The organism is Paraburkholderia sp. BGA-UO-ETr-F21 (genome assembly GCF_059567925.1).
Genome location: NZ_JCAQOY010000001.1, coordinates 38534 through 61862, shown reverse-complemented (window position 1 = coordinate 61862; position 23329 = coordinate 38534). Strand labels below are relative to the sequence as shown.

Annotated in this window: 24 protein-coding genes; 16 read left to right on the top strand and 8 right to left on the bottom strand. The window is 63.8% G+C overall.

The features are described from left to right. The first annotated feature begins 101 nt into the window (after positions 1-101). Both AC57B1_RS00275 and AC57B1_RS00270 read left to right on the top strand, forming a co-directional pair. Positions 102-620 carry a sigma-70 family RNA polymerase sigma factor gene (locus tag AC57B1_RS00275; RefSeq protein ID WP_091801701.1) on the top strand — a complete coding sequence of 173 codons (519 nt, stop codon included), beginning with the start codon at positions 102-104 and terminating at the stop codon, positions 618-620. Next, positions 617-1444 (top strand): anti-sigma factor family protein, encoded by an 828-nt coding sequence (locus AC57B1_RS00270; RefSeq protein ID WP_091801703.1) that lies wholly within the window; start codon positions 617-619, stop codon positions 1442-1444. Before AC57B1_RS00275 ends, AC57B1_RS00270 begins: the two co-directional genes overlap by 4 nt. Positions 1445-1476: 32 nt before the next feature. Here AC57B1_RS00270 and AC57B1_RS00265 read toward each other — a convergent pair whose 3' ends face one another. Further along, positions 1477-2403 (bottom strand): helix-turn-helix domain-containing protein, encoded by a 927-nt coding sequence (locus AC57B1_RS00265; RefSeq protein WP_496416245.1) that lies wholly within the window; start codon positions 2401-2403, stop codon positions 1477-1479. 205 nt (positions 2404-2608) lie between these two features. On the opposite strand from AC57B1_RS00265, the gene AC57B1_RS00260 reads away from it, so the two are divergent. Then, positions 2609-3514 carry an NmrA family NAD(P)-binding protein gene (locus tag AC57B1_RS00260; RefSeq protein WP_496416244.1) on the top strand — a complete coding sequence of 302 codons (906 nt, stop codon included), beginning with the start codon at positions 2609-2611 and terminating at the stop codon, positions 3512-3514. Between the two features lie 26 nt (positions 3515-3540). Beyond that, positions 3541-3741 carry a hypothetical protein gene (locus AC57B1_RS00255; RefSeq protein ID WP_496416243.1) on the top strand — a complete coding sequence of 67 codons (201 nt, stop codon included), beginning with the start codon at positions 3541-3543 and terminating at the stop codon, positions 3739-3741. 172 nt (positions 3742-3913) lie between these two features. Here AC57B1_RS00255 and ribA read toward each other — a convergent pair whose 3' ends face one another. Further along, on the bottom strand, positions 3914-4564 hold the full coding sequence (gene ribA, locus AC57B1_RS00250; RefSeq protein ID WP_035516591.1) for a GTP cyclohydrolase II: 651 nt from the start codon (positions 4562-4564) through the stop codon (positions 3914-3916). 275 nt (positions 4565-4839) lie between these two features. Here ribA and AC57B1_RS00245 point away from each other — a divergent pair, with 275 nt between their 5' ends. Next, the gene (locus tag AC57B1_RS00245; protein WP_091801712.1) at positions 4840-5283 is read left to right on the top strand and encodes a CBS domain-containing protein; all 444 of its coding nucleotides are present in this window, start codon (positions 4840-4842) and stop codon (positions 5281-5283) included. Between the two features lie 409 nt (positions 5284-5692). Here the strand turns inward: AC57B1_RS00245 and AC57B1_RS00240 are convergent, their stop codons facing one another. After that, positions 5693-6037: a DUF4148 domain-containing protein gene (locus tag AC57B1_RS00240; protein ID WP_408349726.1), complete on the bottom strand. Its 345-nt coding sequence runs from the start codon at positions 6035-6037 to the stop codon at positions 5693-5695. A gap of 289 nt (positions 6038-6326) precedes the next feature. After that, on the bottom strand, positions 6327-6962 hold the full coding sequence (locus AC57B1_RS00235; protein ID WP_496416242.1) for a DNA-3-methyladenine glycosylase: 636 nt from the start codon (positions 6960-6962) through the stop codon (positions 6327-6329). 453 nt (positions 6963-7415) lie between these two features. Between AC57B1_RS00235 and AC57B1_RS00230 the strand changes: the two genes are divergently transcribed. Together AC57B1_RS00230 and AC57B1_RS00225 are read left to right on the top strand one after the other, a co-directional pair. Further along, positions 7416-7772 (top strand): BON domain-containing protein, encoded by a 357-nt coding sequence (locus AC57B1_RS00230; RefSeq protein WP_091801721.1) that lies wholly within the window; start codon positions 7416-7418, stop codon positions 7770-7772. A gap of 464 nt (positions 7773-8236) precedes the next feature. Further along, positions 8237-9319 (top strand): calcium:cation antiporter, encoded by a 1083-nt coding sequence (locus AC57B1_RS00225; protein WP_408349720.1) that lies wholly within the window; start codon positions 8237-8239, stop codon positions 9317-9319. Positions 9320-9339: 20 nt separating this feature from the next. Here the strand turns inward: AC57B1_RS00225 and AC57B1_RS00220 are convergent, their stop codons facing one another. Continuing rightward, positions 9340-10233 (bottom strand): LysR substrate-binding domain-containing protein, encoded by an 894-nt coding sequence (locus tag AC57B1_RS00220; RefSeq protein ID WP_496416241.1) that lies wholly within the window; start codon positions 10231-10233, stop codon positions 9340-9342. 526 nt (positions 10234-10759) lie between these two features. On the opposite strand from AC57B1_RS00220, the gene AC57B1_RS00215 reads away from it, so the two are divergent. The 7 genes from AC57B1_RS00215 (at position 10760) to AC57B1_RS00185 (ending at position 17252) form a co-directional block, all read left to right on the top strand. Beyond that, positions 10760-11854, top strand: coding sequence for an ABC transporter substrate-binding protein (locus AC57B1_RS00215; RefSeq protein ID WP_091801731.1), 1095 nt, complete (start codon positions 10760-10762; stop codon positions 11852-11854). Further along, complete coding sequence (locus AC57B1_RS00210) at positions 11851-12816, top strand: ABC transporter permease (protein ID WP_496416240.1); 966 nt, start codon at positions 11851-11853, stop codon at positions 12814-12816. The genes AC57B1_RS00215 and AC57B1_RS00210 overlap by 4 nt, the downstream gene beginning before the upstream one ends. Continuing rightward, the gene (locus tag AC57B1_RS00205; protein ID WP_408349711.1) at positions 12813-13715 is read left to right on the top strand and encodes an ABC transporter permease; all 903 of its coding nucleotides are present in this window, start codon (positions 12813-12815) and stop codon (positions 13713-13715) included. The genes AC57B1_RS00210 and AC57B1_RS00205 overlap by 4 nt, the downstream gene beginning before the upstream one ends. Positions 13716-13762: 47 nt before the next feature. Next, positions 13763-14836 (top strand): ABC transporter ATP-binding protein, encoded by a 1074-nt coding sequence (locus tag AC57B1_RS00200; protein ID WP_408349708.1) that lies wholly within the window; start codon positions 13763-13765, stop codon positions 14834-14836. Between the two features lie 91 nt (positions 14837-14927). Beyond that, on the top strand, positions 14928-15752 hold the full coding sequence (locus AC57B1_RS00195) for a transporter substrate-binding domain-containing protein (RefSeq protein WP_408349705.1): 825 nt from the start codon (positions 14928-14930) through the stop codon (positions 15750-15752). 94 nt (positions 15753-15846) lie between these two features. Continuing rightward, the gene (locus tag AC57B1_RS00190; RefSeq protein ID WP_091801747.1) at positions 15847-16593 is read left to right on the top strand and encodes an amino acid ABC transporter permease; all 747 of its coding nucleotides are present in this window, start codon (positions 15847-15849) and stop codon (positions 16591-16593) included. Positions 16594-16595: 2 nt separating this feature from the next. After that, a complete protein-coding gene (locus AC57B1_RS00185) occupies positions 16596-17252 on the top strand; it encodes an amino acid ABC transporter permease (protein WP_007177020.1) in 657 nt (218 codons plus the stop codon). A gap of 81 nt (positions 17253-17333) precedes the next feature. Here the strand turns inward: AC57B1_RS00185 and AC57B1_RS00180 are convergent, their stop codons facing one another. Genes AC57B1_RS00180 through AC57B1_RS00170 form a run of 3 tightly spaced genes read right to left on the bottom strand, consistent with a single transcriptional unit; the run spans position 17334 to position 21348 of the window. Then, entirely contained in the window at positions 17334-18626 is a 1293-nt protein-coding gene (locus tag AC57B1_RS00180) for a c-type cytochrome (protein ID WP_496416239.1), read from the bottom strand. Between the two features lie 12 nt (positions 18627-18638). Further along, positions 18639-20891, bottom strand: coding sequence for a xanthine dehydrogenase family protein molybdopterin-binding subunit (locus tag AC57B1_RS00175; RefSeq protein ID WP_496416238.1), 2253 nt, complete (start codon positions 20889-20891; stop codon positions 18639-18641). 1 nt (position 20892) lies between these two features. Further along, a complete protein-coding gene (locus tag AC57B1_RS00170) occupies positions 20893-21348 on the bottom strand; it encodes a (2Fe-2S)-binding protein (RefSeq protein ID WP_091801759.1) in 456 nt (151 codons plus the stop codon). A 407-nt stretch (positions 21349-21755) separates the two neighbouring features. Between AC57B1_RS00170 and AC57B1_RS00165 the strand changes: the two genes are divergently transcribed. Continuing rightward, positions 21756-22154, top strand: coding sequence for a hypothetical protein (locus AC57B1_RS00165; protein WP_091801762.1), 399 nt, complete (start codon positions 21756-21758; stop codon positions 22152-22154). Positions 22155-22506: 352 nt separating this feature from the next. Beyond that, on the top strand, positions 22507-23325 hold the full coding sequence (locus tag AC57B1_RS00160) for an alpha/beta fold hydrolase (protein ID WP_408349695.1): 819 nt from the start codon (positions 22507-22509) through the stop codon (positions 23323-23325). The last annotated feature ends 4 nt before the right edge of the window (positions 23326-23329 follow it).

Genomic DNA, 23329 nt, shown 5'->3' with positions numbered 1-23329 from the left:
GAATAAAGTGCAAGCAACGGTGTTCGCCCGTCAAACGCGTCTCTTCTTGCGACTGAAGGATGCCCCCTTGCCCGCGAAAAGCCCCACGATTGGGATAGAAAATGGATGTCCGTGACGAGCTGATGGAGCATGTGCCGCGATTGCGGCGCTATGCACGAGCGCTGATCAACAATCGCGACCTCGCCGACGATCTGGTGCAGGACACGCTGGAGCGCGCGCTCGGCCGTACCGGCATGTTCCAGCCGGGCACCGACCTGCGCGCGTGGCTGTTTACGATCATGCACAACGTGTTCGCCAATCAGGCGCGCAAGGCTTCGGCGCGCGCCGTCCACGTGGCGGTCGACGACGAAAGCGTGTCCGAAAGCGAATTCGCCGTGCCCTCCGAGCAGACCCGCTCGCTGGAGATGCGCGACCTCGACTACGCATTGCAGCGCCTGCCGATGGAGCAGCGCGAAGTCGTGCTGCTGGTGGGCCTCGAGGAAATGAGCTATGCCGACGTGGCGCTCGCGTTGAACATTCCGATCGGCACGGTGATGTCGCGGCTGTCGCGCGGACGCGAGCGGTTACGGGCGTTGATGGCGGGCACGCAGCCCGGTGCGAAATTACAGGTGGTGCGATGAGCGACCAACAAATGCCGATCGGCGAAGAAGACCTGCATGCGTATGTGGACGGCACGCTGTCCGACGAACGCCGTGCCGATGTGGAGCGCGCGCTCGAACAGAATCCCGAACTGGCCGCGCGCATCAGCGATTATTTCTCCTTGAACAGCATGTTCCACGAGCGCTACGACCGCGTGCTGAGCGAGCCCGTGCCGAAGCGCCTGCAGGCACCCGCGCCGCGCCGCTGGCGGATTGCCGCGAACTGGCCGCAATTCGCCGGAATGGCGGCGGCGCTGGTGTTGGGCGTGGGCATCGGCGTGGGCACGCATATGGGCCAGGATGTCATCGCGCCGGTTGCGGGCGGCCACTCGGATACGCGCCCGGTCAGTGCGGACAGCTCCGAAATGTTCGCGCGGCAAGCGGCGGTGGCGCATGTTGTCTACATGCCCGCCGTGGACCGGCCGACTGAGATGAACACCGGCGATCACGAGCAGGATTTCGTGCAGTGGCTCTCCAACCGGCTCGGCACCAACGTGCATCCGCCGATTCTCTCGAAGAACGGCTTCAACCTCTCGGGTGGACGCCTGTTGCCCGGCGCCGATGGACCGACCGCGCAGTTCATGTATCGCGGGCCGAACGGCGAGCGCGTCACGCTGTGCATTTCGCGTCGCCAGCAGAACTCGAACACGACGGCGTTCAAGCTGTACCAGGACGGCCCGGTGAACGTGTTTTACTGGATCGATGGCGACTTCGGCTATGCGGTCTCGGGCGGGATCGACCGCAAGCAGTTGCTGCAACTGTCGCATGACGTCTATGCGCAGCTCACGGGTGCGGCGCCGGGCTGACCGCGGCGCGATGCTGCGCGGCCCTCGAGGCTTTATCGCGATGCTGCGATGCGGCGGGCATTGCGCGGATCGAGCGCTACACCGCCCGCCGCAGTGTTATTCGACTTGATCAACTCGCGTGGCGTCACGCCCAACAACCGGCCCATCCAATGCGCCATGTGACTCTGATGCGCGAAGCCCGTATCGAGCGCGATCTGACTCGCGTTGAGCTTGCCTTGCAGCAGCAGCGTGCGCGCGCGCTCCACGCGCCGTTGCACCACGTACTGATGCACCGGCGTGCCGAGCGTCTCGCGAAACAGCACCTTGAAATGCGGCACGCTCAACTCGGCGAGCACCGCCAGTTCGCCCAGCGTGAGACGCTGGTCCAGATGCGCTTCGATAAATTCGATCACGCGCGCGGCCGTTTTCGGGGCGAGCGTGCGCCGCTTGTTCTCGAGCGCCGGCGCACCGCCGATCAGGCGCACTACCATCGCCGTACACAGGCTCTCGGCGTACAAAGGATCGGATGCCTCGGCGGCTTCGAGTTCGGCGCGTAATGCCCAGGCGAGATACTGAAAGCGCGGATCGCGTAGTTGGAATTGCGGGCGCAATTGCGCGTCGGCGGAGTTTAACGACAGTTGCTCGACCGTCCGCTGCGCGAACGCTTCGCCGATCCACACGCTGAAAATCGTGCAGGCGGCCTCGTCGCTCCACTGCCCGTCGAGTCCGGCGGGAATCACGTCGGCGTCGCCGTGCGCCTGGATTCGCGAGTAGCGGCGCTCATTGCACAGGCAGCGCGCCCTCACCGGCGCGCCGACGTGCACCCCGACGCGGTGATGCTTGAACGCCGGTATCCGGTGCAGCCCGGCCGACACGTTGACCAGTTCCGCACCAAAACCCTGCCAGCCGAGCAGCCTGCTCGAACGCAACACGACGCGGGAACCACTATGCGGTTGCGGTATCGGTGTCACTGCATTCATTGCGTCCCTCGTGGATGGCGGCCAAGGTTTCCGCATTGTGCGGCGTTTTTGGCGGTTTCGCTCGACTCTACGTGATTCAACGCTTCCGCCAAGGCGCGGCAGTTCAACCCATCATCCGAATCTGCGCAAAGCCATCCCTACTCGCGCGAATGCCGGGCGCCGCGTCCCTAAGATGGCGTCATACCGACCCAACGAGGAGCGCATCGTGTTCGTGATTTTTGGAGCAGCCGGCAACGTCGGCAAAGCAAGCGCCGTGGCATTGCGCCGGGCCGGCCGCCGGGTGCGTGCGGTGGTCCGCAACGCAAACCAGGGCGAATTCCTCGCGAAGATCGGCTGTGAGATCGCCGTCGCCGATCTGCTCGACGCCGCGAGCGTGGCGCGCGCGATCGAAGGCGCGCACGGCGTGCAACTACTGTGTCCGGTGCCGCATGCGCACGCCGATCCCGCGCAGGCCATGCGCCGCATGATCGACACGAGTGTCGCGGCATTGCGCGCCGCCCCGCCTGCGCGCCTTCTCGCGCTCTCCGACTATGGCGCGGAACACGCAGCCGGCACGGGCATCACCACGCTGTTCCACGAGCTCGAAACGCAACTTCAAACCGTCGACTCGCCGTTGACCTTCCTGCGCGCCGCCGAACACATGCAAAACTGGGCTCGCTTGCTGCCGGTCGCGCTCGCGAGAGGCGTGCTGCCGAGTTTGCATCATCCTTTGAGCAAGCGTTTTCCGAGCGTCGCCGCACAGGACGTGGGCGCGCTGGCCGCCGAACTGCTGCTCGACGATCGTGCGCCGCAGGTCTCGCCGCGGGTCGTGAGCATCGAAAGCGATGAGCGCGTGAGCGCATTGGACGTGGCGCGCACGATCGGCGAACTGGCCGGCCGTGCAGTCGTGGCGCGCGAAGCGCCGCGCGGCGAATGGGCCGCGATGCTTGAAGGCGCGGGCCTCGGCGAACCCCACGCGCGTTTGATCACCGACCTGTACGACGCGCACAACGCGGGTCGCATCGACGTGGAAACTGACATCAGCGAGCGGCGTTTCGGCGCGACGACGCTGGCGGAAGTATTGGCGGCGATTCTGCCGCGCGTGGCCCCGGCTACGGCAACCGCACGCTGAACGCCAACTGGACGAGGAGAGACGGCATGGATATCTGCCCTTGGCTACGCGCCTCGATCGGGGCAAGCAAGGTTTCGACGCCCTGTCGTGCAACACGGCCGCCGCACACTAGCGCTCGCCGCCGGCAGACCAGCCTGGCGAGTGTTGCGGAATGGTTGGGCTGGCGCGCGCTGTGGGACTTACTCAACGCGATTCCCGATAGCAACGACGACTTCGGCATGTTCTGATCCACCGTGCTCCGGCGCGAAGTCGGCGCAACGAGGGCATACCGAGGACACAACAAGGACACAAGAAGGGCGCAAAGCAAAGCGGCCGGAATTCCGGCCGCAAGATATTGACGAACCCACCGCTACAGCGCCGGCCGCCGTTCAGCTACGGCGGCCGGCGTGTGCGCGTGGCTCATTCGTTTTCGTCGAAGTAGTGACCGAACTTGACCTGCTTGGTGCGGATATAACGCTCGTTTTCCTCGCGCATCGGGATGGCCAGCGCAACGCGCTCGCACACCGGAATGCCGTGCTTGGACAGCGTGTCGAACTTCTCCGGATTGTTGCTCATGAGCCGCACCGACGTAACCTTCAGCGTGCGCAGAATGCCCGCGGCGGAATCGTATTCGCGCGAGTCGTCCGGCAAGCCGAGGTCGAGATTGGCCTCGACGGTATCGCGCCCCTGCTCCTGCAGCGCATACGCGCGAATCTTGTTGGACAGGCCGATGCCGCGCCCTTCGTGGCCGCGCAGATACAGCAGCACGCCGCAGCCTTCCGCCGCGATGTAGCGCAGCGCGAGGTCGAGTTGCTCGCCGCAGTCGCAGCGGTACGAGCCGAGCACGTCGCCGGTGAGGCATTCGGAATGCAGACGCGTCAACACGGACGACTTGTTGGCGACGTCGCCCATCACGAGCGCGAGATGTTCGGCGCCGCTCTCACACACGCGAAACACATAGGAAGTGAACGTGCCGTAGCGCGTGGGAAGCGTGGCGGTGGCGTCGAGAACGACGCATTCGCCGTTGAGTGCGCCGTCTGCTGCGGGCGACGGATCGTGAGACGTGAGCATGGCGTTAGACAGTGGTGCTGACATGAACCCGATCAAACCGGGAATAAGGTACGGACTGGGGAGTTTACCGCTAATCGGCGTCCCGCACCCGTATGCCCTTGCACGCGACACGGAAGCCGCGCGGCGGCGCACCGTCCGTTACCCGAGTTGAACGTCGCGCGCGCCACAGTTATTCCCTGGGTACTCCAGCGCCGTGTCAGGCCTATACTGGAATCGCCTGTCCCTCACGACAGCACGCCGCGCCGGCGTGCTGCACTGCGAAACGGAGCCGCTCCATGACAAGCGTTGCACAGCTTCTTAAAACGAAACCGAACAACACCACTGTGTTCACCATCGGGGCCGACGATTCCGTCTACGACGCGATCAAGCTGATGGCCGAAAAGGGCATTGGCGCGCTGGTCGTCACGGATGGCGACAGCATCGCCGGGATCATCACGGAGCGCGACTATGCGCGCAAGGTCGTGCTGCTGGACCGCTCGTCGAAGGCCACGCCGGTGCGCGACATCATGAGCAAAGCCGTGCGCTTTGTGCGGCCCGACCAGTCCACCGACGACTGCATGGCCCTCATGACGGAGCGCCGCATGCGCCACTTGCCGGTGATCGAGAATGACCGGCTGGTCGGCATGGTATCGATTGGCGACCTGGTGAAGAACATCATCGCCGAACAGCAGTTCACCATTCAGCAGCTCGAGTTCTATATTCACGGCGAGCGGCCCTGACGCAGGGCGCTCGCCCTGCTACCCGCACTAGCAAAAAAAGCCCAATCCGTAAAACGGTTGGGCAAAGCTACCTTGCGGCAGCGGAGGTTCCTTGAATATGTAGGCCGCGATCTTCGCGGCACAGCGGCGCTACGGCGTCGGCGACGCTGCTGATGCGCGACGCATTCGCATGCGCTCGCTGTTTAAAGCCGTGCGCGCGGCGCCTTCGGCGTGCGCGAATTCGAACTACTACTGCGATTCCCACTTCTTGCGGCTACGGGTGACGGGTGGATGTGAAGAGACGCATGGCCGTCCGATCGTCCTGTCACCCGCCGCAGCAACTTTCGACCAGCGCCCGGTCACACAATCCGGCCGTTCACCCCCTCACGGAGTTGAACGCGCCTGCCCGAGCACCTAGTCACTTGTCGAATCAGTTACCGAAATACACGCCCTTCGGCCCCGACATCGGCTGGATCACGCCGCCGGCTTGCGACGAGCCGTTTGCCACGCCGCCGTAGCCACTGGTGTTGGCGACCGGCTCCTGCGTCTGCGCGATGGCCGGGTTCTGAGCCACTACGCGATGCTCAGCCGCCTGAACATCGGCCGGATACGTCGGATCATTGGACGTGGCTGGGTTATACCCAGCCTGCTCCATCTGGATCAGGTCCTGGCGTACATCCGCGCGGGTGACAGGTTGCTGGCTCGCCTGAGCGAAAGACGCGATCGGAGCGGCGAGAACTGCGGCAATAGCGACTGCCTTGATGAGCGATTTCATGATGACTTACCTCCAGACTTGGTTTTATTTGCGTCGCCTGAACACGGTATGTGAGAAGCGAGTGGTTTCAGTCTAGTCACCAGAGCGTCGAGGGAAAACCCTTGATTTCGAGATAAATAATTGTCGTGATCGCAATAATGCGCCGAACATTACCGCGAATTGCCATCCAACCGGCATCATTGGCGTAATAATTGTCGGGATCGCAACCCTTTGTGTCTGACATTTCAAAAATACGTCTGATTAGAGTGCGTTTTGCTGCCAGGCGCCTCAGTACAGGTCAAATTTACGCCTACTTCGGCGCACCGGACTGGGGCGTCAGCAGAAGCTTTCGAGGCCCGCTGACAAATGCGCTGCCGGGTTCGTAGAACCGCAGCGGCCGATGCATTTCGCGCGACAGGCCGATGCGGGTCGTCACGCCCACAGGCAGGTCGCCACGCTCCACGACGCCAATCCACAAGTCGCGCCCCGCGCACAGATCCCGGCCATCGAACGCCTGGCCGATGCCGAGCGCCATAGTGAGCCGCCCGGGCCCGCGCGCCAGATCGCGCAGCGGCCCGCCGGGCCGGCGCGCTTCCATCAGCGGCAAGCCTTCGAGCGGCTCGATCGCGCGAAACAGAATGCCGGCGCCGACATCCTCGGCCTCGGCGGACATATTGAGCATGTACGAGAGTCCATAGGTCAGCCGCACATACGCGTAACCGCGGGCGAGAAACAGCGAACGGTTATACGGACGGCGGCCGATAAATGCATGGCCCGTCGAGTCCCCCACCGGATAGGCCTCCGTTTCGACGATTCGCCCGCTCATGCGCCCTTCCGGCAGATCGTGCACGAGATATTTGCCGATCATGAAGCGCGCGAGTTCAACGGTATCGAGTGGTAAATCGTCACGAAGCAATGGCACGATTGGAAGTTGCTGTTTCCGCATGCGTCAGGCCTTGTATTGACGCCACGAGAGGCGAGAGATTCGAGTGAGTCAGAAGCGTGAGATGCCCCGCCCAATAGTTGACAGTTCGACCGGCCGGTTATTGGCGCCAAAACTCGCCGCAAAATTAATCGCAGATACAGCAATGCGCGCCCGATATCAAGCAATACGACGCCATCGGTCTGTTTTCATCGGCCCAATCGTTGTAGCAAAACCTCACTTGCGTACGGCGTTGCCATCACCATGGCACTAATTGGAGTATCGTGTGTTTCCGGCCTGCAGCACAGCCTTTGCCGGCTCGCGTGTGTTTCGGCCCGCCCGAATCAGCGTAAAGATGTCAAGCATTCGCACGATCCGCAGCACCGTTCCATTCAGATTTGATCCCGATGTACCCGCTGGTGTAGCGCACCGCCCCATTCCGGGGGCGCAGTGCCAATGACAATAGGAGAGAGTTGAATGAAAGCATTTCCGGCAATCAAGATGATCGGCAGCGCGCTGATCGTTCTCGCGTCCCTCAATGCCTATGCGCAAAGCAGCGATGCAGCAGCCCCGGCTGCCACATCGGCATCGCCGTCGGCCAAGCAGACCAAGGCGGCCGACCGCGCCCTGGGACGCAAAGTCCGCAGCGCATTGTCGAAGACCAAGGGTCTGAGCGTGTCGAACATCACCGTGCGCGCGCGCGGTGGCGCAGTGACGCTGGCCGGCTCCGTGCCTGAGCAGCCGCAGGTCGACCTGGCCACTCAGACAGCACAAGGCGTGGCAGGTGTGACGTCTGTCAAGAACGCCCTGACGATTCGTCCGGTCGGCCAGTAATCGGGTGAACCCGTCGTAACGAAACGACCGGGCGCCAGTTCTCTCTCACGGAGCGCTGGCGCCCTGGCACGACGCCCCGCGGCTTCGCCGGGCTCCGCGCAGTGCAGCGCAGGTTGCCCCCCGCACACCGGGATTTGCCCGGCCGCTCGGGTCCAGCCAACGAAACCACATGTCCCCGCTCGCCGCGCCCTGGCAACGCGTGAGCCCACGCCGGCCGCGCCATTCTGCGTTATCCAGTTCCTCTCACTGACGGTTACCATTTGCGCTCACAGGATGCCCAAGGCGTCTCGTCAATCTCCGCGCCAATGGACCGCCGCTCAGCCGACCATTATTCTTTATAATTTAAAGCGTTAGAGCATACTGCTTACAAGCCACCTGAACATCCAGGCGCGCTTTGGCCCGGAAGGGCAAGCCGTCCGGGCCCGCAGCACCACCGAATAAAAGCATCGAAAAGGAGGCCCTGAATGACCACGCCCGCGACCGTTCTCCCCCGCTGGACCATTGCCGCCCCATTCGTGGCGTGGATCGTGCTCGGCATCGCCTATGCCATGCCGGGCAGCGGCGTGCTGCTCACGCTGGTCGGCGTGGCGCTGTGTGCGGCGGTCTTCACGGCGGTGCATCATGCGGAAGTGGTCGCGCATCGCGTCGGCGAGCCGTTCGGTACGCTGGTGCTCGCGGTAGCGGTCACCGTGATCGAGGTCGCGCTGATCGTCTCGGTCATGCTCACGTCCGGCCCGGAAAAGGCGGGTCTCGCGCGTGACACGGTATTTGCCGCCGTGATGATCGTCTGCAACGGGATTGTGGGCATTTGCCTGCTGGTGGGCGGCATCCGGCATCGCGAGCAGGATTTTCAGAGCCGTGGCGCCTCGGCGGCGCTGGCCGTGCTCGCCTCGCTGTCCGTCCTGACGCTCGTCATGCCGAATTACACGACGACCAGCGTGGGTCCGCTTCTGTCGTCTTCCCAATTGGCGTTCGCAGGGGTGTCTTCGCTGGTGCTGTACGGCGTATTCGTGTTCGTGCAGACCGTGCGCCATCGCGATTACTTTCTCGCCGGCACGCCGGATGAAAACGTCCACGCCGCGCCGCCGACCGCCGCTCAGGCGCTGGCGGCCGGCGGCTTGCTGCTGGTGTGCCTCGTCGCGGTGGTGCTGCTCGCCAAGGTGCTCTCGCCGGTGGTCGAAACCGCGGTCAGGAACGCGGGCGCGCCGGCGGCCGTGGTCGGCATTGTGATCGCCGCACTGGTGCTGCTGCCTGAAGGGCTGGCCGCCGTGCGCGCGGCGCGCGTCGATCGTTTGCAAAACAGCCTGAATCTCGCCCTCGGCTCGGCGCTTGCCAGTATCGGCCTGACCATTCCGACCGTGGCGGGCGTGTTTTTGTACACCGGTCAGCCGCTCGTGCTCGGGATCGACGGCAAGGAAACCGTGCTCCTCGTGCTCACGCTGATAGTGGGCACGCTCACGCTCAGCAGCGGTCGCACGACGATCCTGCAAGGCGCGGTACACCTGTCGCTGTTCGCGGCATATCTGTTTCTCTCGTTCGCGCCTTGATCGGGCGCCGACGCTGCGGACTACTCTTCCCAGTGCGCAGCGATCCAGTCGCGAAACAGATTCAGCTTCTGCTGATGCGCGACCGAATCCGGATAAACGAAGTAATAACGCCACCCGGTCTTGAGCACGGTATCGAACGGCCGCACGAGGCGCTTGGCCGCCACGTCCTCGTCGATCAGCGCGAGGTCGCTGATCGCAACGCCGAAGCCCTGTAGCGCGGCGTTGGTCGCCATATCGAGCGTGTCGAAGCTCGGGCCGTGCTCGGCGTCGATGGCCGGCGCGTTCGCCGCATCCACCTCGGTCACCTTGGCGAGCCACATCTTCCAGTCGCGATGATCGCGCGTGGGATGCAGCAGCGTATGGCGCGCGAGGTCGGCCACTTCGCCCAGCGGCTTGTCTTTCAGCAGATCGGGCGCGCACACGGGCGTCAGACGCTCCTCGAACAACGGCACCGCCTGCACATCCGCACCGGGCGACGAGCCGTAGATGATCGCGGCGTCGAACGGTTCGAGCTGGAAATCGACGTCGTGCTGCCACGTGGTCGTGATCTGCACGTGGAGTTCGGGATACTCGGCCTGGAAGCGCATGATTTTCGGCAGCATCCAGCGCATCACGCAGGTCGGCACTTTCAGCGCGAGGTCGGTGCGCTGCCGCGTGAGGCGCAGCGAAATTTCCTCGATGCGCGCGAAGCTCTCCTTCACGGCCGGCAGCAGCAATTCGCCTTCGGCGGTAAGCGTCAGGCCTTTCGCATGACGCTTGAAGAGCGGAAACTTGTAGTAGTCCTCGAGCGCGATGATTTGCCGGCTGACCGCGCCTTGCGTCAGGCATAGATGGTCGGCGGCGCGCGTGAAACTGCGATGCCGCGCCACCGTTTCGAAAATCTGCAGCGCGTTGAGCGGCGGTAGGCGTCGCATCGGCTTATCCGGGATCAGAAAAAGTCATTGGTGGACGTCGCGGTACGACTTGTCGCTTGCCGCCGGAACGTCTGTCGAGCCCATAGGATACGCGATCAGGGGTTGCAGCACGAGAAGCGGCCGCCGCAGCAACCATGCGTTTGGCTCATGTCGCAGTCTGATTTCGCGGTCCGCCGGCCGGCCACGCACCAACATAGAGCGCCACGGGCTTTCAACCGCACCAGAACCGAGCTTTCCTCATACCTCCGTGCGCCAACGAATCATCGGCAAAACATGGACGTTAACCCGCATGCGCCATTGCCTAGGCGCTCCCGCCTTCTGACCGGTGCAGGCCAGCCGGATCGCGTGACGGCCGTCGCATGAGATTACGTCATGCCCTCCATGCGCATATTTCGTTTGTTGAGGGATTTTGGCAAACCTAGAGTGCATCCACACGCAGCATCAGCACGCAACGCGAAGAGGCGCTGCATCGGCGGCGGTTACAGCAATATCACCAGGCAACAGGCGTTCAACACAGGAGACCGCCATGCAAGAGATCAAACGGGGTAGAAGGCAGGCCATCAAGACGATCGGCGCGGCACTCGCGGCGTCCACCTTGCCGATGCCGTTCATCAACCTGCGCGCGCAGGAACACAACTTCAGCGGCAAGACGCTGCGTCTGTTGACCTGGTCGGACGACACGGGCGCGGCCGCGTTGCGCAACATCGCCGCCACCTTCACGGCGAAAACCGGCGCCAAAGTGATTGCCGACCGCGCCGACGGCACCTCCGGCATGGTCGCCAAGGTGAAGGCCGCGGGCGATCGCCCCACCTACGACGTCATCACGCTGGCGGGCGTCGGCGCGGCCGGTCTCGGCGACGCCGGCCTGCTGATGAAGCCCGATCTGGACAAACTGCCGAACCTCAAAGACGTCGCACCGCAATACCGCACGGGCGCGAACGGCTTCGGCGTCGGCTATCTGCTGTGGTCGGACGGGTTGATCTACAACACCTCGACCGTGAAGACCGCGCCGGCATCGTACGAAGCGCTGTGGGATCCCAAGTACGCCGGCCGCCTGTTCCTGCCGCCGCCCGAGTGGGCCGAAGCGGTCGACCTCGCGATCATCGCCGCGAAGATGAACGGCGGCTCGCAACAGAACATCGAGCCGGGCTTCAAGAAGCTGATGCAACTGAAAGATCGCGTGATGACGCTCGGTGAAAATCCGAATCAGGTGGCCGATCTGTTCCGCACCGGGTCGCTCGATATTGGCGGCATCTATTCGCCGGCGTTTTTCCCGGACCAGATCCGCAAGCCCGAATACAAGATGGGCGTGACCTACGGCATGAAGGAAGGCTTCGCCACGCAGTTGATGTTCACGGTGATCCCCAAGTCGCACCCGGGTGACAGCGATCTGATCCACGCCTTCATCAACCACTCGCTCGACGCGGGCGTGCAAGGCCGCATGGCCGCCGACGTGCTGAACGGCCCGGTCAATTCGAAAGCGGTGATTCCCGCCGAGAGCCGCGCGTTCGTGCCGAGCCCGCAGCAGATCGCCGAGAAGGCCGTGTTGCATGACGACAAGGCGCTCGCCGTCGTGCAGCCGGCATGGATCAAGCGCTACACCGAAATCTTCTCGGCATGACCACGATGCTCGCGCGCTTTTCGCGGCGTGCTTCGGCGGCGTCCGCTGCTTCGTCAAATACGATGCCGGACGCCGGGCCCGATCTCGTGCCCGATGCGCCCGCCGCCACCGCGATGGAAAAGGCGCGGCCGTGGCTGCTGCTCGCGCCGATCCTGTTGTTTCTCGCCATTCTCGGCGCGGCGGCGCTGGTGGTGCTGCGCATGAGCTTCGGCACGCAAGGCAACGAGTGGCGCGGTTTCACGCTGCAAAACTACGCGGACCTGCTCGACGGCTACTTCATGAAGTCGTTGTGGCTCACGTTGAAGCTCGCATTCCAAAGCATGATCTGCGCGGTGCTGCTGGCGATTCCGGTTGCGCTGGCCATGGCCCGCACGAAGTCGCGGCTCGCCCGGCGCCTCCTGCTGGCCGGCGTGCTGCTGCCGCTGCTCGTCAACCTGCTGCTGCAAGGTTATGGCTGGCTGATCATTCTCGGGCCGGCTGGCCTCCTCAATCACGCGCTGCTCGGCAGCGGCCTCGTGCAACGCCCGTTGATGTGGCTATACCGCGAAAACGGCGTGCTGCTCGGGCTGATCCAGACCGCGTTTCCGCTCGCCGTGCTACCCCTTTCGAGCGCGATGCGCGCGGTGTCGACTTCTTACGAGGAAGCCGCCGCCACACTCGGCGCGACGCGCTGGCAAACGCTGCGTCACGTGCTGTTGCCGCTCGCCATGCCCGGCCTCGTGTCCGGCGCGCTGCTCGTGTTCGCTTACAACGCGAGCGCGTTCGCCGTGCCGCTTTTGCTCGGCGGACGACGCGTGCCGATGCTCGCCGTGCTGGTCCACGATCAGGTCGCGCCGTTGCTGAACTGGCCGGCGGCGTCCGCGTCGGGTGTCGTACTGATGGTCGCCACGCTGACCGTGATGGCGTTGTCGCAGCGTCTCGTGCGCCGTAGCCAACGTCTCGCCGAGGAGCCTCACGCATGAGCACGCCTGTTCAAACCGCGCAAGCCGCGCAAGTCGTTCGCCGGCAGCCGCGATCGCCCCGCTCACCGCGCTGGCCTTCCGTCATGCCCGGCCAGCTCGGCAAGGCCACTGCCCTGCTCGCGGCGATCGTCCTGTTCCTCGCCGCGCTGCCGATCCTCACCATGATCACGATGTCGTTCAGCGCGGCCGACACGCTCGAATTCCCGCCGCACGCCTATGGCCTGCACTGGTATCGCGCCGCGTGGCACAGCTTCGTGTCACCGGACGCGAGCGACTCGCTGTCGATGGGCGCCGCCTTGAGCACGAGCCTGATCGTCGCGCTCTCCACCATGGTGATCGCCACGCTCGTCTCGGTCCCCGCCGCCTACGCGCTGAGCCGCTACCGCTTTCGCGGCAAGCCCGCGGTCGAACAGCTGGTCGCGCTGCCGCTCGTCTATCCGCTCGTGATGCTCGGCCTGTCGCTGCTGCTGGTGTTCAACGTGCTGCCGGTCGAACTCGGCGTGTTCCGCCTGATCATCGCGCACGTGATTCTGGCGCTGCCGTTCACTGTGAAGAACTGCGCGGCCTCGGTCGCCGCCATCGGCCCGGAGTTCGAAGAGGCCGCCTGCGTAATGGGCGCGAGTCCCGGCCGCGCGCTCGTCGACGTGATCCTGCCGCTGATGCGCCCCGGCATTCTCGCCGGCATGCTGTTCGCGTTCATTGTCTCGTTCAACGAATTCACGGTGACGTTTTTCCTTTACGGCATCGATACGATGACGCTGCCGGTGTGGCTCTATAGCCGCACGGTGTCGTCGCTCGATCCGACCGTGTTCTGTTTCGCCGTATTCATTGTCGCGATCGATTTCGCGCTGATCTGGCTGCTCGAAAAGCTGATCGGCGACGAAGGCGTCGCCCTGTGACTGCCCCTCGAACACGCGCTCATGACGACCCCTTGCTGGAGCATCCGATGACCCATTTAACGTTGCAGGCCGTGACCCGGCGCTTCGGCGCGGCGCATGCCGTCGACAGCGTCGATCTGAGCGTGCCCGACGGCAAGCTGGTGTGCTTTCTCGGCCCGTCCGGCTGCGGCAAGACCACGCTGCTGCGGATGATCGCCGGTCTCGAAACGCCCACTTCCGGCAGCATTCAATTCGCCGGACGCGACATCACGCGCCTGCCGGCGAACCAGCGCGACTTCGGCATGGTGTTCCAGTCGCTCGCGCTGTTTCCTCACATGACGGTCGCGCAGAACGTCGCGTATCCGCTGAAGCTGCGCAAAACCGCGAAGGACCAGCAGACGCGGCGCGTGGCCGAATTGCTGGACCTGATCCAGTTGCCGCACATGGCGAACCGGCCAGTCACGCAACTCTCCGGCGGCCAGCGCCAGCGCGTGGCGATTGCGCGCGCGATCGCGTCGCAGCCGAAACTGCTGCTGCTCGACGAGCCGCTCTCCGCGCTCGACGCCAAGCTGCGCGAGGCGATGCAGGTGGAAATCCGCCTGCTGCAACAGCGTCTTGGCATCACCACGATCATGGTGACGCACGACCAGCGCGAAGCCATGACCATGGCCGACGAGATCGTCGTGATGGAGAAAGGCCGCATCGCCCAGGTCGGCAAACCGCTCGACATCTATCGCGATCCGGTCAGCGAATTCGTCGCCGATTTCATCGGCCTCGGCAATATCCTGCCGGTCACGTACGATGGCGCGGGCGGCGTGAGCCTGCCGGGCGGCCGGCGCATCAACGTGGCGCAGCCGGCGCGCGTGCCGGCGTCCAGCAGCGATATCCGTCTGCTGATCCGCCCGGAAGACGTGTGCGTGAAAGCCGCTTCCGACGCGGCGGGCCCGAACCGGCTGCAAGGCACCGTGACGTTTATCCGCGACGTGGGCGCATCGCTCGAAGCGACCATCGACTGCGCCGGTTTTACGCTCACCGCCGCCACCACGCCGCGCGAAACGCCGGGGCTCGCGCTCGGCATGCCGGTGTTCGCGGAATTGCCGCCGCATGCGTGCAAGCTGATCGCCGCGCGCGCGGCGCACTGACCTCGGGCAAGACTCAGGCACTCGAGCGCACCACTGAATCACTCAAGAATTCGCCCATTCCAATACCGATATTTTCGACAGAGGACAGACCATGAACCAGCGCCCCGTTGCCCAATCCAGCACCCGCCGGGTGTTCGCCACACTCGCCGCGACGCTCGCCTTCACCGCGCTCGGCGCGCTGAGCGCGTTGCCGTCCACCGCGCATGCGGATGCGCTCGACACCATCGCCAAGTCGGGCACGGTGCGCATCGGCGTATTCGAAGACTATCCGCCGTTCGGCTCGATCGGACCGGACATGAAGCCGATGGGCTACGACATCGACGTGGCCAACCTGATCGGCCGCGCGCTCAACGCCAAGGTCGAACTCGTACAGGTAACGGGCGACAACCGTATGGCTTACCTCGCCGACCACAAGGCGGACATGCTGCTGTCGGTCGGCCAGACGCCGGAGCGCGAGAAGGTGATCGATTTCTCGCAGCCGTACGCGCCCTACTACCTCGCCGTGTTCGGCCCGAAAGCGTTGCCCGTGAAGAACGCCGCTGACCTCGCCGGCAAGTCGATTTCGGTCGCGCGCGGCACGCTGGAAGACCTGAGCGTGACCAAGATCGCGCCGCCCACCGCGAACATCAAACGTTTCGACGATCCTAACGGCGCAATTTCGGCGTTTCTTTCTGGTCAGGTACAGTTGATGGTAGTCGGCAACGACGTCGGCGCCACGATTCTCGCGCGTCATCCGGCCAATGATCCCGAGCAGAAGTTTTCGCTGTTCAGCTCGCCCGATCACGTCGGCTTGAACAAGAACGAGCCGCGTCTGAAGCAGAAGGTCGACGAAACGATTGCCAAGGCCCGCAAGGACGGCACCATGAACGCGATTTCGCAGAAATGGCTGCGCGCGCCGCTGCCGGCCGACCTCTGAACCTTTTTTGCGCGCGCCACGAAGCGTAATCCCCGCGAGGAGATTGCCTGCGTGGCGCAGCGCCGGAGTTTGACCTCACGATGAGCGCCACGCCATGACTTATGCGTTCGATTTCAGCGGCTTCGGCCTTTATGCGGGCATGCTCGCGCGCGGCGTCGCCGTGACCTTGGGGCTGACGGCCGTCTCCACCGTGCTCGGCGCGATCGTCGGCATTGCCGGCGCGAGTGTGGCGGTGGCCGGGCCGAAATGGGCGCGCTGGGTGGTGGCGAGTTATGTGGAGTTGATCCGCAATACGCCGTTCATCGTGCAGTTGTTCTTCGTGTTCTTTGGCTTGCCGAGCCTCGGCATTCATATCGACGAAGTGCAGGCCGCGATTCTGGCCATGACCGTCAATCTCGGCGCGTACGCGATCGAAATCGTGCGCGCCGGCATCGACTCGATTTCCCGCGGCCAGGTGCAGGCCGCGCAGGCGCTCGGTTTGCACGGAGGGCAGGTGTTTCGCTATGTCGTGCTGCCGCAGGCCATCGCCAACGTGTTTCCTGCGCTGCTGAGCCAGGTGCTGATCGTGATGCTCGGCTCGGCGGTGGTCTCGCAGATTTCCGTGCCCGATCTCACCTACGCGGCCAACTTCATTCAGTCGCGCAACTTCCGCTCGTTCGAAAGCTACCTGATCATCACCGCCACGTATCTATTGCTGTCGATCGTGCTGCGGCAAATCCTCAACCGGCTGGGCCGCGGTCTGTTCGCGGGCCGTGCAGCGCGCGGCAACGACAGCGCGCCGCGTAACTGGCGCAACCGCCTGATGTGGCGCGGCGCCCGCACTCTGCCCACGGAGCGTTGATCATGGTCGAATTCACGCTGTGGGACATTGCCCGCAATCTGTTGCTCGCCGCCCGCTGGACGGTGCTGCTTTCGTTGATCGCGTTCGTGGGCGGCGGCATTGTCGGGCTGATTCTGCTCGCCATGCGCGTGTCGCCGATCGCCTGGCTGCGCCGTATCGTCGTGGTGTACGTGGAAGTGTTTCAAGGCACGCCGCTGCTGATGCAGCTTTTCCTCGCGTTCTTCGGCTTGCCGCTGCTCGGTGTCGACGTATCGCCGTGGGTCGCGGCCACTGTCACGCTGACGCTCTATACCAGCGCGTATCTGGTCGACATCTGGCGCGGCTGCGTCGAAGCCGTGCCGCGTGGTCAGTGGGCCGCGGGCGCAAGCCTCGGCATGACGTTCGGCCAGCAGTTGCGCTATATCGTGTGGCCACAGGCGCTGAAAATCGCCGTGGCGCCGACGGTTGGTTTTCTCGTGCAGGTGGTGAAAAGCACGGCGCTCGCGTCGATCATCGGCTTCACGGAATTGACCAAGACCGGCACCATGATCACCAACGCCGCGTTCCGCCCGTTCCCCATCTACGGCATGGTCGCGATGATTTACTTCGCGATGTGCTTCCCGCTGACGTGGTATGCGCGGGTGCTGGAGAAACGGCAGAAGGTGGGCCAGCATCGCTGACATGTGCAGCGATGGGCGAATAAAAAAGCGTTCAGCCGCTCGGCACGGTTGAACGCTTTTTTTGTATGCCGCCTGACAGAACTAGCGCGCCGCGTGCGTCGACTTACGCAACTTTGCCACGTCTTCCGCCGTCACCGCCGGCGCGCCGTTGTTCCAACCCGCCCGCACGAAGGTCAGCACATCGGCGATCTGCTGGTCGTTGAGCACGGGTGCGTACTTCGGCATCGGATACGGCGCGGGAATGCCGCCGATCACCAGGTCCTCGGTGCCGTTCAGCGTCACGTTGATCAGCGACGACGGATCCTTTTCCAGCACGTTCGGATTGCCGGACAACGGCGCCAGCATCGGCGCGAAGCCGCGTCCGTCGACGCCGTGGCAGTGCATGCAGTACGCCGTGTAGACGCGCGCGCCTTCATTGTTCGCGGGACGGTTCAGCGACACTTTGGTCGCCTGCGGATCGTACGTATAAGGCGGCGCGCCGCTGCCGCCCGCCGACGGCAGCGACTTCAGATACGTCGTCATCGCGGCGATGTCGGTGTCGTTCATGTTCTGCGTGCTGTTGTTGATCACGCTGGTCATCGAACCGAACGCCGATGCATGGCGATTCGCGCCGGTCTTCAGGAACGCCTGCAGATCCTGATCGTTCCAGCGGCCCAGGCCGACGTTGTGCTCGCCGGTAAGGTTCGCCGCGAACCAGCCGTCGAGCAGTCCGCCGGTCAGAAACGCGCTGCCGCTTTCATCGAGCGCCTTCTCCTGGAATGCGATACCACGCGGCGTGTGGCACGAGCCGCAGTGCCCCAACCCCTGAATCAGATACGCGCCGCGATTCCAGGCCACGTCTTTGCCCGACTTGTCCTGGTAGACGCCTTTCTCCAGGAACACCATGTTCCAGAACTTCAGCGGCCAGCGCATGTTCAATGGCCACTTGATGTCCGGCTCGCGGTTCGCCTGCTGCACGGGCGCCACGCCGCTCATGAAATACGCGTACAGCGCTTTCATGTCGTCGTCGTTGACCTTCGCGTACGACGGGTACGGCATCGCCGGATAGAGATTGTGGCCGTCTTTCGCGACGCCTTCGCGCATGGCCCGCGCGAAGTCCTCTTCCGTGTAACCGCCAATGCCGGTTTGCGGATCGGGCGTGATGTTGGTGGTGTAGATCTGGCCCATCGGCGTGGTCATCGGCAGGCCGCCCGCAAACGGCTTGCCTTTCGGCGCCGTATGACAGGCGACACAATCGCCGACCTTGGCCAGATAGGCGCCACGTTGCACGAGCGCAGGATCGGCGGATTGCGCGGCCGCCTGCGCCGGAGTTTGCGCGAACAACGGCAGCGTCACGCTCAACGCGACGGCAAAACCCTTCAGTGTGTTTTTCATATCGGGCTCCGGTCAGGCGGTTTGCAACTGGCTGCCAACGGGCAACTGCCGCAGCCGCTTGCCGGTGGCCGCGAAAATCGCGTTGGTCAGCGCGGGCGCGAGCGCCGCCGTGCCGGGTTCGCCGATGCCGCCGGGCGCCTCGCCGCTCTTCACGATATGCACCTCGATAGGCGGCGTCTGATCGATCCGCAACATCCGGTAGTCGGTGAAGTTGTTCTGCTCGACGCGGCCGTCCTTGATCGTGATCTCGCTATAAAGCGCCGCCGTGATGCCAAAGATGATGCCGCCCTGCACCTGCGCCTCCACCGTGTTCGGATTGACCACCATGCCGCAATCGACCGCGCACACCACACGCTTGACCGCCACCTCGCCCTGATCCACCGCGACATCCACGACGATCCCGAAGAAGCTGCCGAACGCATGCATGACGGACACGCCGCGCCCTTGCCCCTTCGGCACCGCGCTGCCCCAGTTCGCCGCCTGGGTGGCGACGTTGAGCACGTTCAACGCGCGCGGCGTCTTGCCGAGCAGATCCTGCCGGTATTTGACCGGATCGACTTTGGCCTGCGCCGCGAGTTCGTCGATGAAGCTTTCCACCACGAACGTGCCGCGCGTTGGTCCCACGCCGCGCCAGAATGCGGTGGGGACCGCGTGCGGCTCCTGACGAACGTAGTCGACCAGTTGATTCGGCAAGTCGTACGGCAGGTCCGAAGCGACTTCGACCGCATCCGGATCGAGCCCGTTCTTGAACGCGGGCGGCGCGAAACGCGCCATCACCGAAGAACCGACGATGCGGTGCTGCCACGCAACCGGCTTGCCGTTCGCGTCCAGACCCGCGGAAATCTTGTCGTAGTAGTACGGCCGGTACATGTCGTGCTGAATGTCTTCTTCGCGCGTCCAGACCACCTTCACCGGCGTCGACACCTGTTTGCCGACCTTGACCGCCTGCGTGACCATGTCGAATTCGAGCCGCCGCCCGAAGCCGCCGCCGATCAGGTGGTTGTGCACGACGATCTTGTCGGCGGGCAAACCCGTGACCGCCACGGCGGCGTCCACGACCCGCGTCGGCACTTGCGAGCCGAGCCAGACATCGCAGCCGTCGGGGCGCACATGCACCGTGCAGTTGATCGGCTCCATAGTGGCGTGCGCGAGGAACGGCTGCTGATAGACGGCGTCCACGCGCGTCTTGGCATTGTTGAATGCACTGCCGACGTCGCCGTCTTTACGCGCCACCGCGCCGTTGCGCTGCGACGCGTTCGCGAGATCGTCGACGATCTGTTTCATCGAAACGTTCGCGCCCGCGCCTTCGTTCCATTTGATCACGAGCGCCTGCACGCCGCGCTTCGCGGCCCAGGTGTGATCGCCGATCACGGCGACCGCGTTGTCGATCTTGATGACCTGACGCACGCCGGGGATCTTTTTCGCGTGGGTGTCGTCGACGCTCGCGAGCGTGCCGCCGAACACCGGACAATTGGCAATCGCCGCATAGACCATGTCGGGCACGCGCACGTCGAGCCCGAACTGCGCGGTGCCGTCCACTTTCTCCGGCGAATCGAGGCGCTTCGCCGGCGTGCCGATCAGCTTGAAGTCTTTCGGGTCTTTGAGCTTGACGTTCTGCGGCGCCGGTAGACCGGCGGCCGCGGTGACCAGCTCGCCATAGCCGATGCTGCGCTTGCTGGCCTCATGAATCACCTGCCCGGCCTGCGCATGGCAGCTCGCCGGATCGACTTGCCATTGCTGCGCGGCCGCGCTGATCAGAACCGTGCGCGCGGCGGCGCCGGCTTTACGCATCGGCTCCCATGCGTAGCGGATCGAGGTCGAACCGCCCGTGAGCTGGCCGCCGAGCAGCGGGTCCATGAAGAGCTTTTCGTTCGGCGGCGCGTGGTCGACGGTGATCGAGTCGAGCGGCACTTCGAGCTCTTCGGCAATCAGCATCGGAATCGATGTATAGACGCCCTGGCCCATCTCGACCTTCGGAATCACGAGCGTGACCTTGCCCGCAGTATCGATCTGGATGAACGCGTTCGGCGCGAACACACCGCTTTGCGGCGTTTCGACACCGTCGCCGCCAATCACCGATTTGCCGGCCTTCTGATCCTGGCTGGCGGCCGGCATGCTGAAGCCGAGCAGCAGACCGCCACCGGCCGCCGCACCCACCGTCACGCCGAACTTCAGAAAGGTGCGGCGGGACAATCCACCCGCAGCGCGCGCGCCGCCTTTCGAAGACGCGCCGCCGTTCTGTGCGTCGAGCAATCCCTGGGACATGTCAGGCCCCCTTCGCGGCTTGCTTGATCGCCGCGCGGATGCGGTTGTATGTGCCGCAGCGGCAGATATTGCCGGCCATGGCCGCGTCGATGTCCGCGTCGGTAGGATTGGGGTTGCTCGCGAGCAGCGAAGCCGCCGACATCACCTGCCCGGACTGGCAGTAGCCGCATTGCACCACGTCCAGTTGACGCCATGCCTGCTGCACTTTCTGACCCGCCGGCGTGTTGCCCACTGCTTCGATCGTGGTGATCTTGCGGTCGCCGACCGCCGCTGCCGGCAAGACGCACGAGCGCACTGCCACGCCGTCGAGGTGCACTGTGCATGCGCCGCATTGAGCGATGCCGCAACCGAATTTCGTGCCTGTCAGGCCGACCAGATCGCGCAAGACCCACAGGAGTGGCATGTCGGGAGGCGCGTCGACGGTATGCGTCTGGCCGTTGATATTGAGCGTTGTCATTGAGCGGCTCCGAGAGTCGGGTTTATTGTTGATGAGGCTGTTTAGGCAGAGACGTCGAACCAAAACGTGAAGACCCGCCGCGTTTATTCGATAAGCCGAACTAATACGCGATGCGGCTTTCCGATACTTGAAAACGGCGGTTAATGCATGGCGCGAGCGCGCCAGAAACTGACCGGCAGATTGTAGCCGCGCATTAAGAAGTTCGCCGCCTCGCTGTACGCCGCCGGTCGGTCAAGTCATTACCCCGGCGCATATTGCCAGGCTGAAAGCGGATTCGAATCAAGGCGTTACATTGCGCGCATCAACTAGAGCCGAGCGACTTTGCACGATCGGTTAATCTTGTCGAATCATTGCCGTGCGATTTTGTTAGCATGGATCCGGTCTGACTATCCGAAGGAGCAGCCCACATGAACGACTCGCAATGCACTCAATTCCTCTCGGACATTCGCCGGCCGCTATTGGCGCTGCACAAGGCCATTCTCGATCACGAGCGCGCAGCGTATGAAAAGGAATTCGGCCCGGTAACGCCCGCGGCTTTCCTGCAGGCGCTCATCAACGGTTCGGGTTTCCGCTGGCTCACGCCGCTCTCAACGGTGATTGCGAACGTCGACGAAATTCTCGACGACAAGGAGGCCGAGGCCACCGACCGGATCGCGGCGGCCGAAGCGGTAGCGGGACTCTTCTCGCCCGACATGCCGAACAATACTTTTCTGCCGCGCTACCTGCCGTTGCTGCATGCCGATCCGGCGATCCTGCATCAGCACGGTCAGGTGTCGCAGTTGTTGCGCGGGATCGAGTCGAAGTAACCGGCTCCCGAATTTCCTCACCATCGAAAATGCGTGGTTCGATCGCTCTCAACCCTGTTCGCACGATGGCGCCATCGTGCGATTATTAGGCGTTTTCGGCTGCCGCCAATGCTTTGATGGCTTATTTCAAGGCAATTTATGCGCGAATCGTAAGAGTGCGTGTCGCGTGCGCGGCTCGTTTGTCATTGAAACGCGTCTGCGATCGAGCCACGTTTTGAATTTGCCTGGCTTTGCTGAATAAAACAAAGGTGAGCTTCTGCGGGAGACGTTCCGGGCCGGCTACGAAAACCCGGTCAGCATGCAGCACGAAGCCTTGCTAAGGTAGCCAAACTTTCTTGCGACGCTCATCGCTATGCAAAACTGGCCGCTCCCCGAAAGCTATACGTTTCGCGATCAAACCGTGCGCTTCAACGTGACCGGCAACGGTCCACCGCTAGTGCTCGTTCACGGCACGCCGTTTTCTTCGTATGTGTGGCACCGCATTGCCGCTCACCTCGCGCAAACGCGCACGGTCTACTACTACGATCTGCTCGGCTACGGGCAATCCGAACAGCGCGACGCTCAGGACGTCTCGCTCGGCGTGCAGAACAGGTTGCTGGCGGAATTGCTCGTGCATTGGCGGGTAAATAACCCGGATGTCATCGCACATGATTTCGGCGGCGCGACTTCATTGCGCGCGCATCTGATCGACGGCTGCGACTATCGCAGTCTCACACTGATCGATCCGGTGGCGGTCGCGCCGTGGGGTTCGCCGTTCGTGCGGCATGTGCGCGAGCACGGTGATGCGTTCACCGGCCTGCCGCCGTACATCCACGAGGCAGTGGTGAAGGCCTATGTGCGCGGCGCGATCGCGCGTGAGATTCCGGATCACGAACTCGCGCCTTATGTGACGCCCTGGCTCGGCGCAATCGGCCAGGCCGCGTTCTATCGGCAAATCGCGCAGATGGATCAGCGCTACACCGACGAGGTCGAAGCGCGCTATCCGCAGCTACGTTGTCCGGTGCAGATTCTATGGGGCGAGGAGGACCAGTGGATTCCGCTGGCGCGCGGCCGTCAACTGGCCGCGGCCATACCGGAAGCGCGATTTCAGCCGGTACCGAAGGCCGGCCACCTGATGCAGGAAGACGCGCCGGAAGCGATCGTCGCCGCGGCGCTGCGGTGGCTGGATTAAGGAC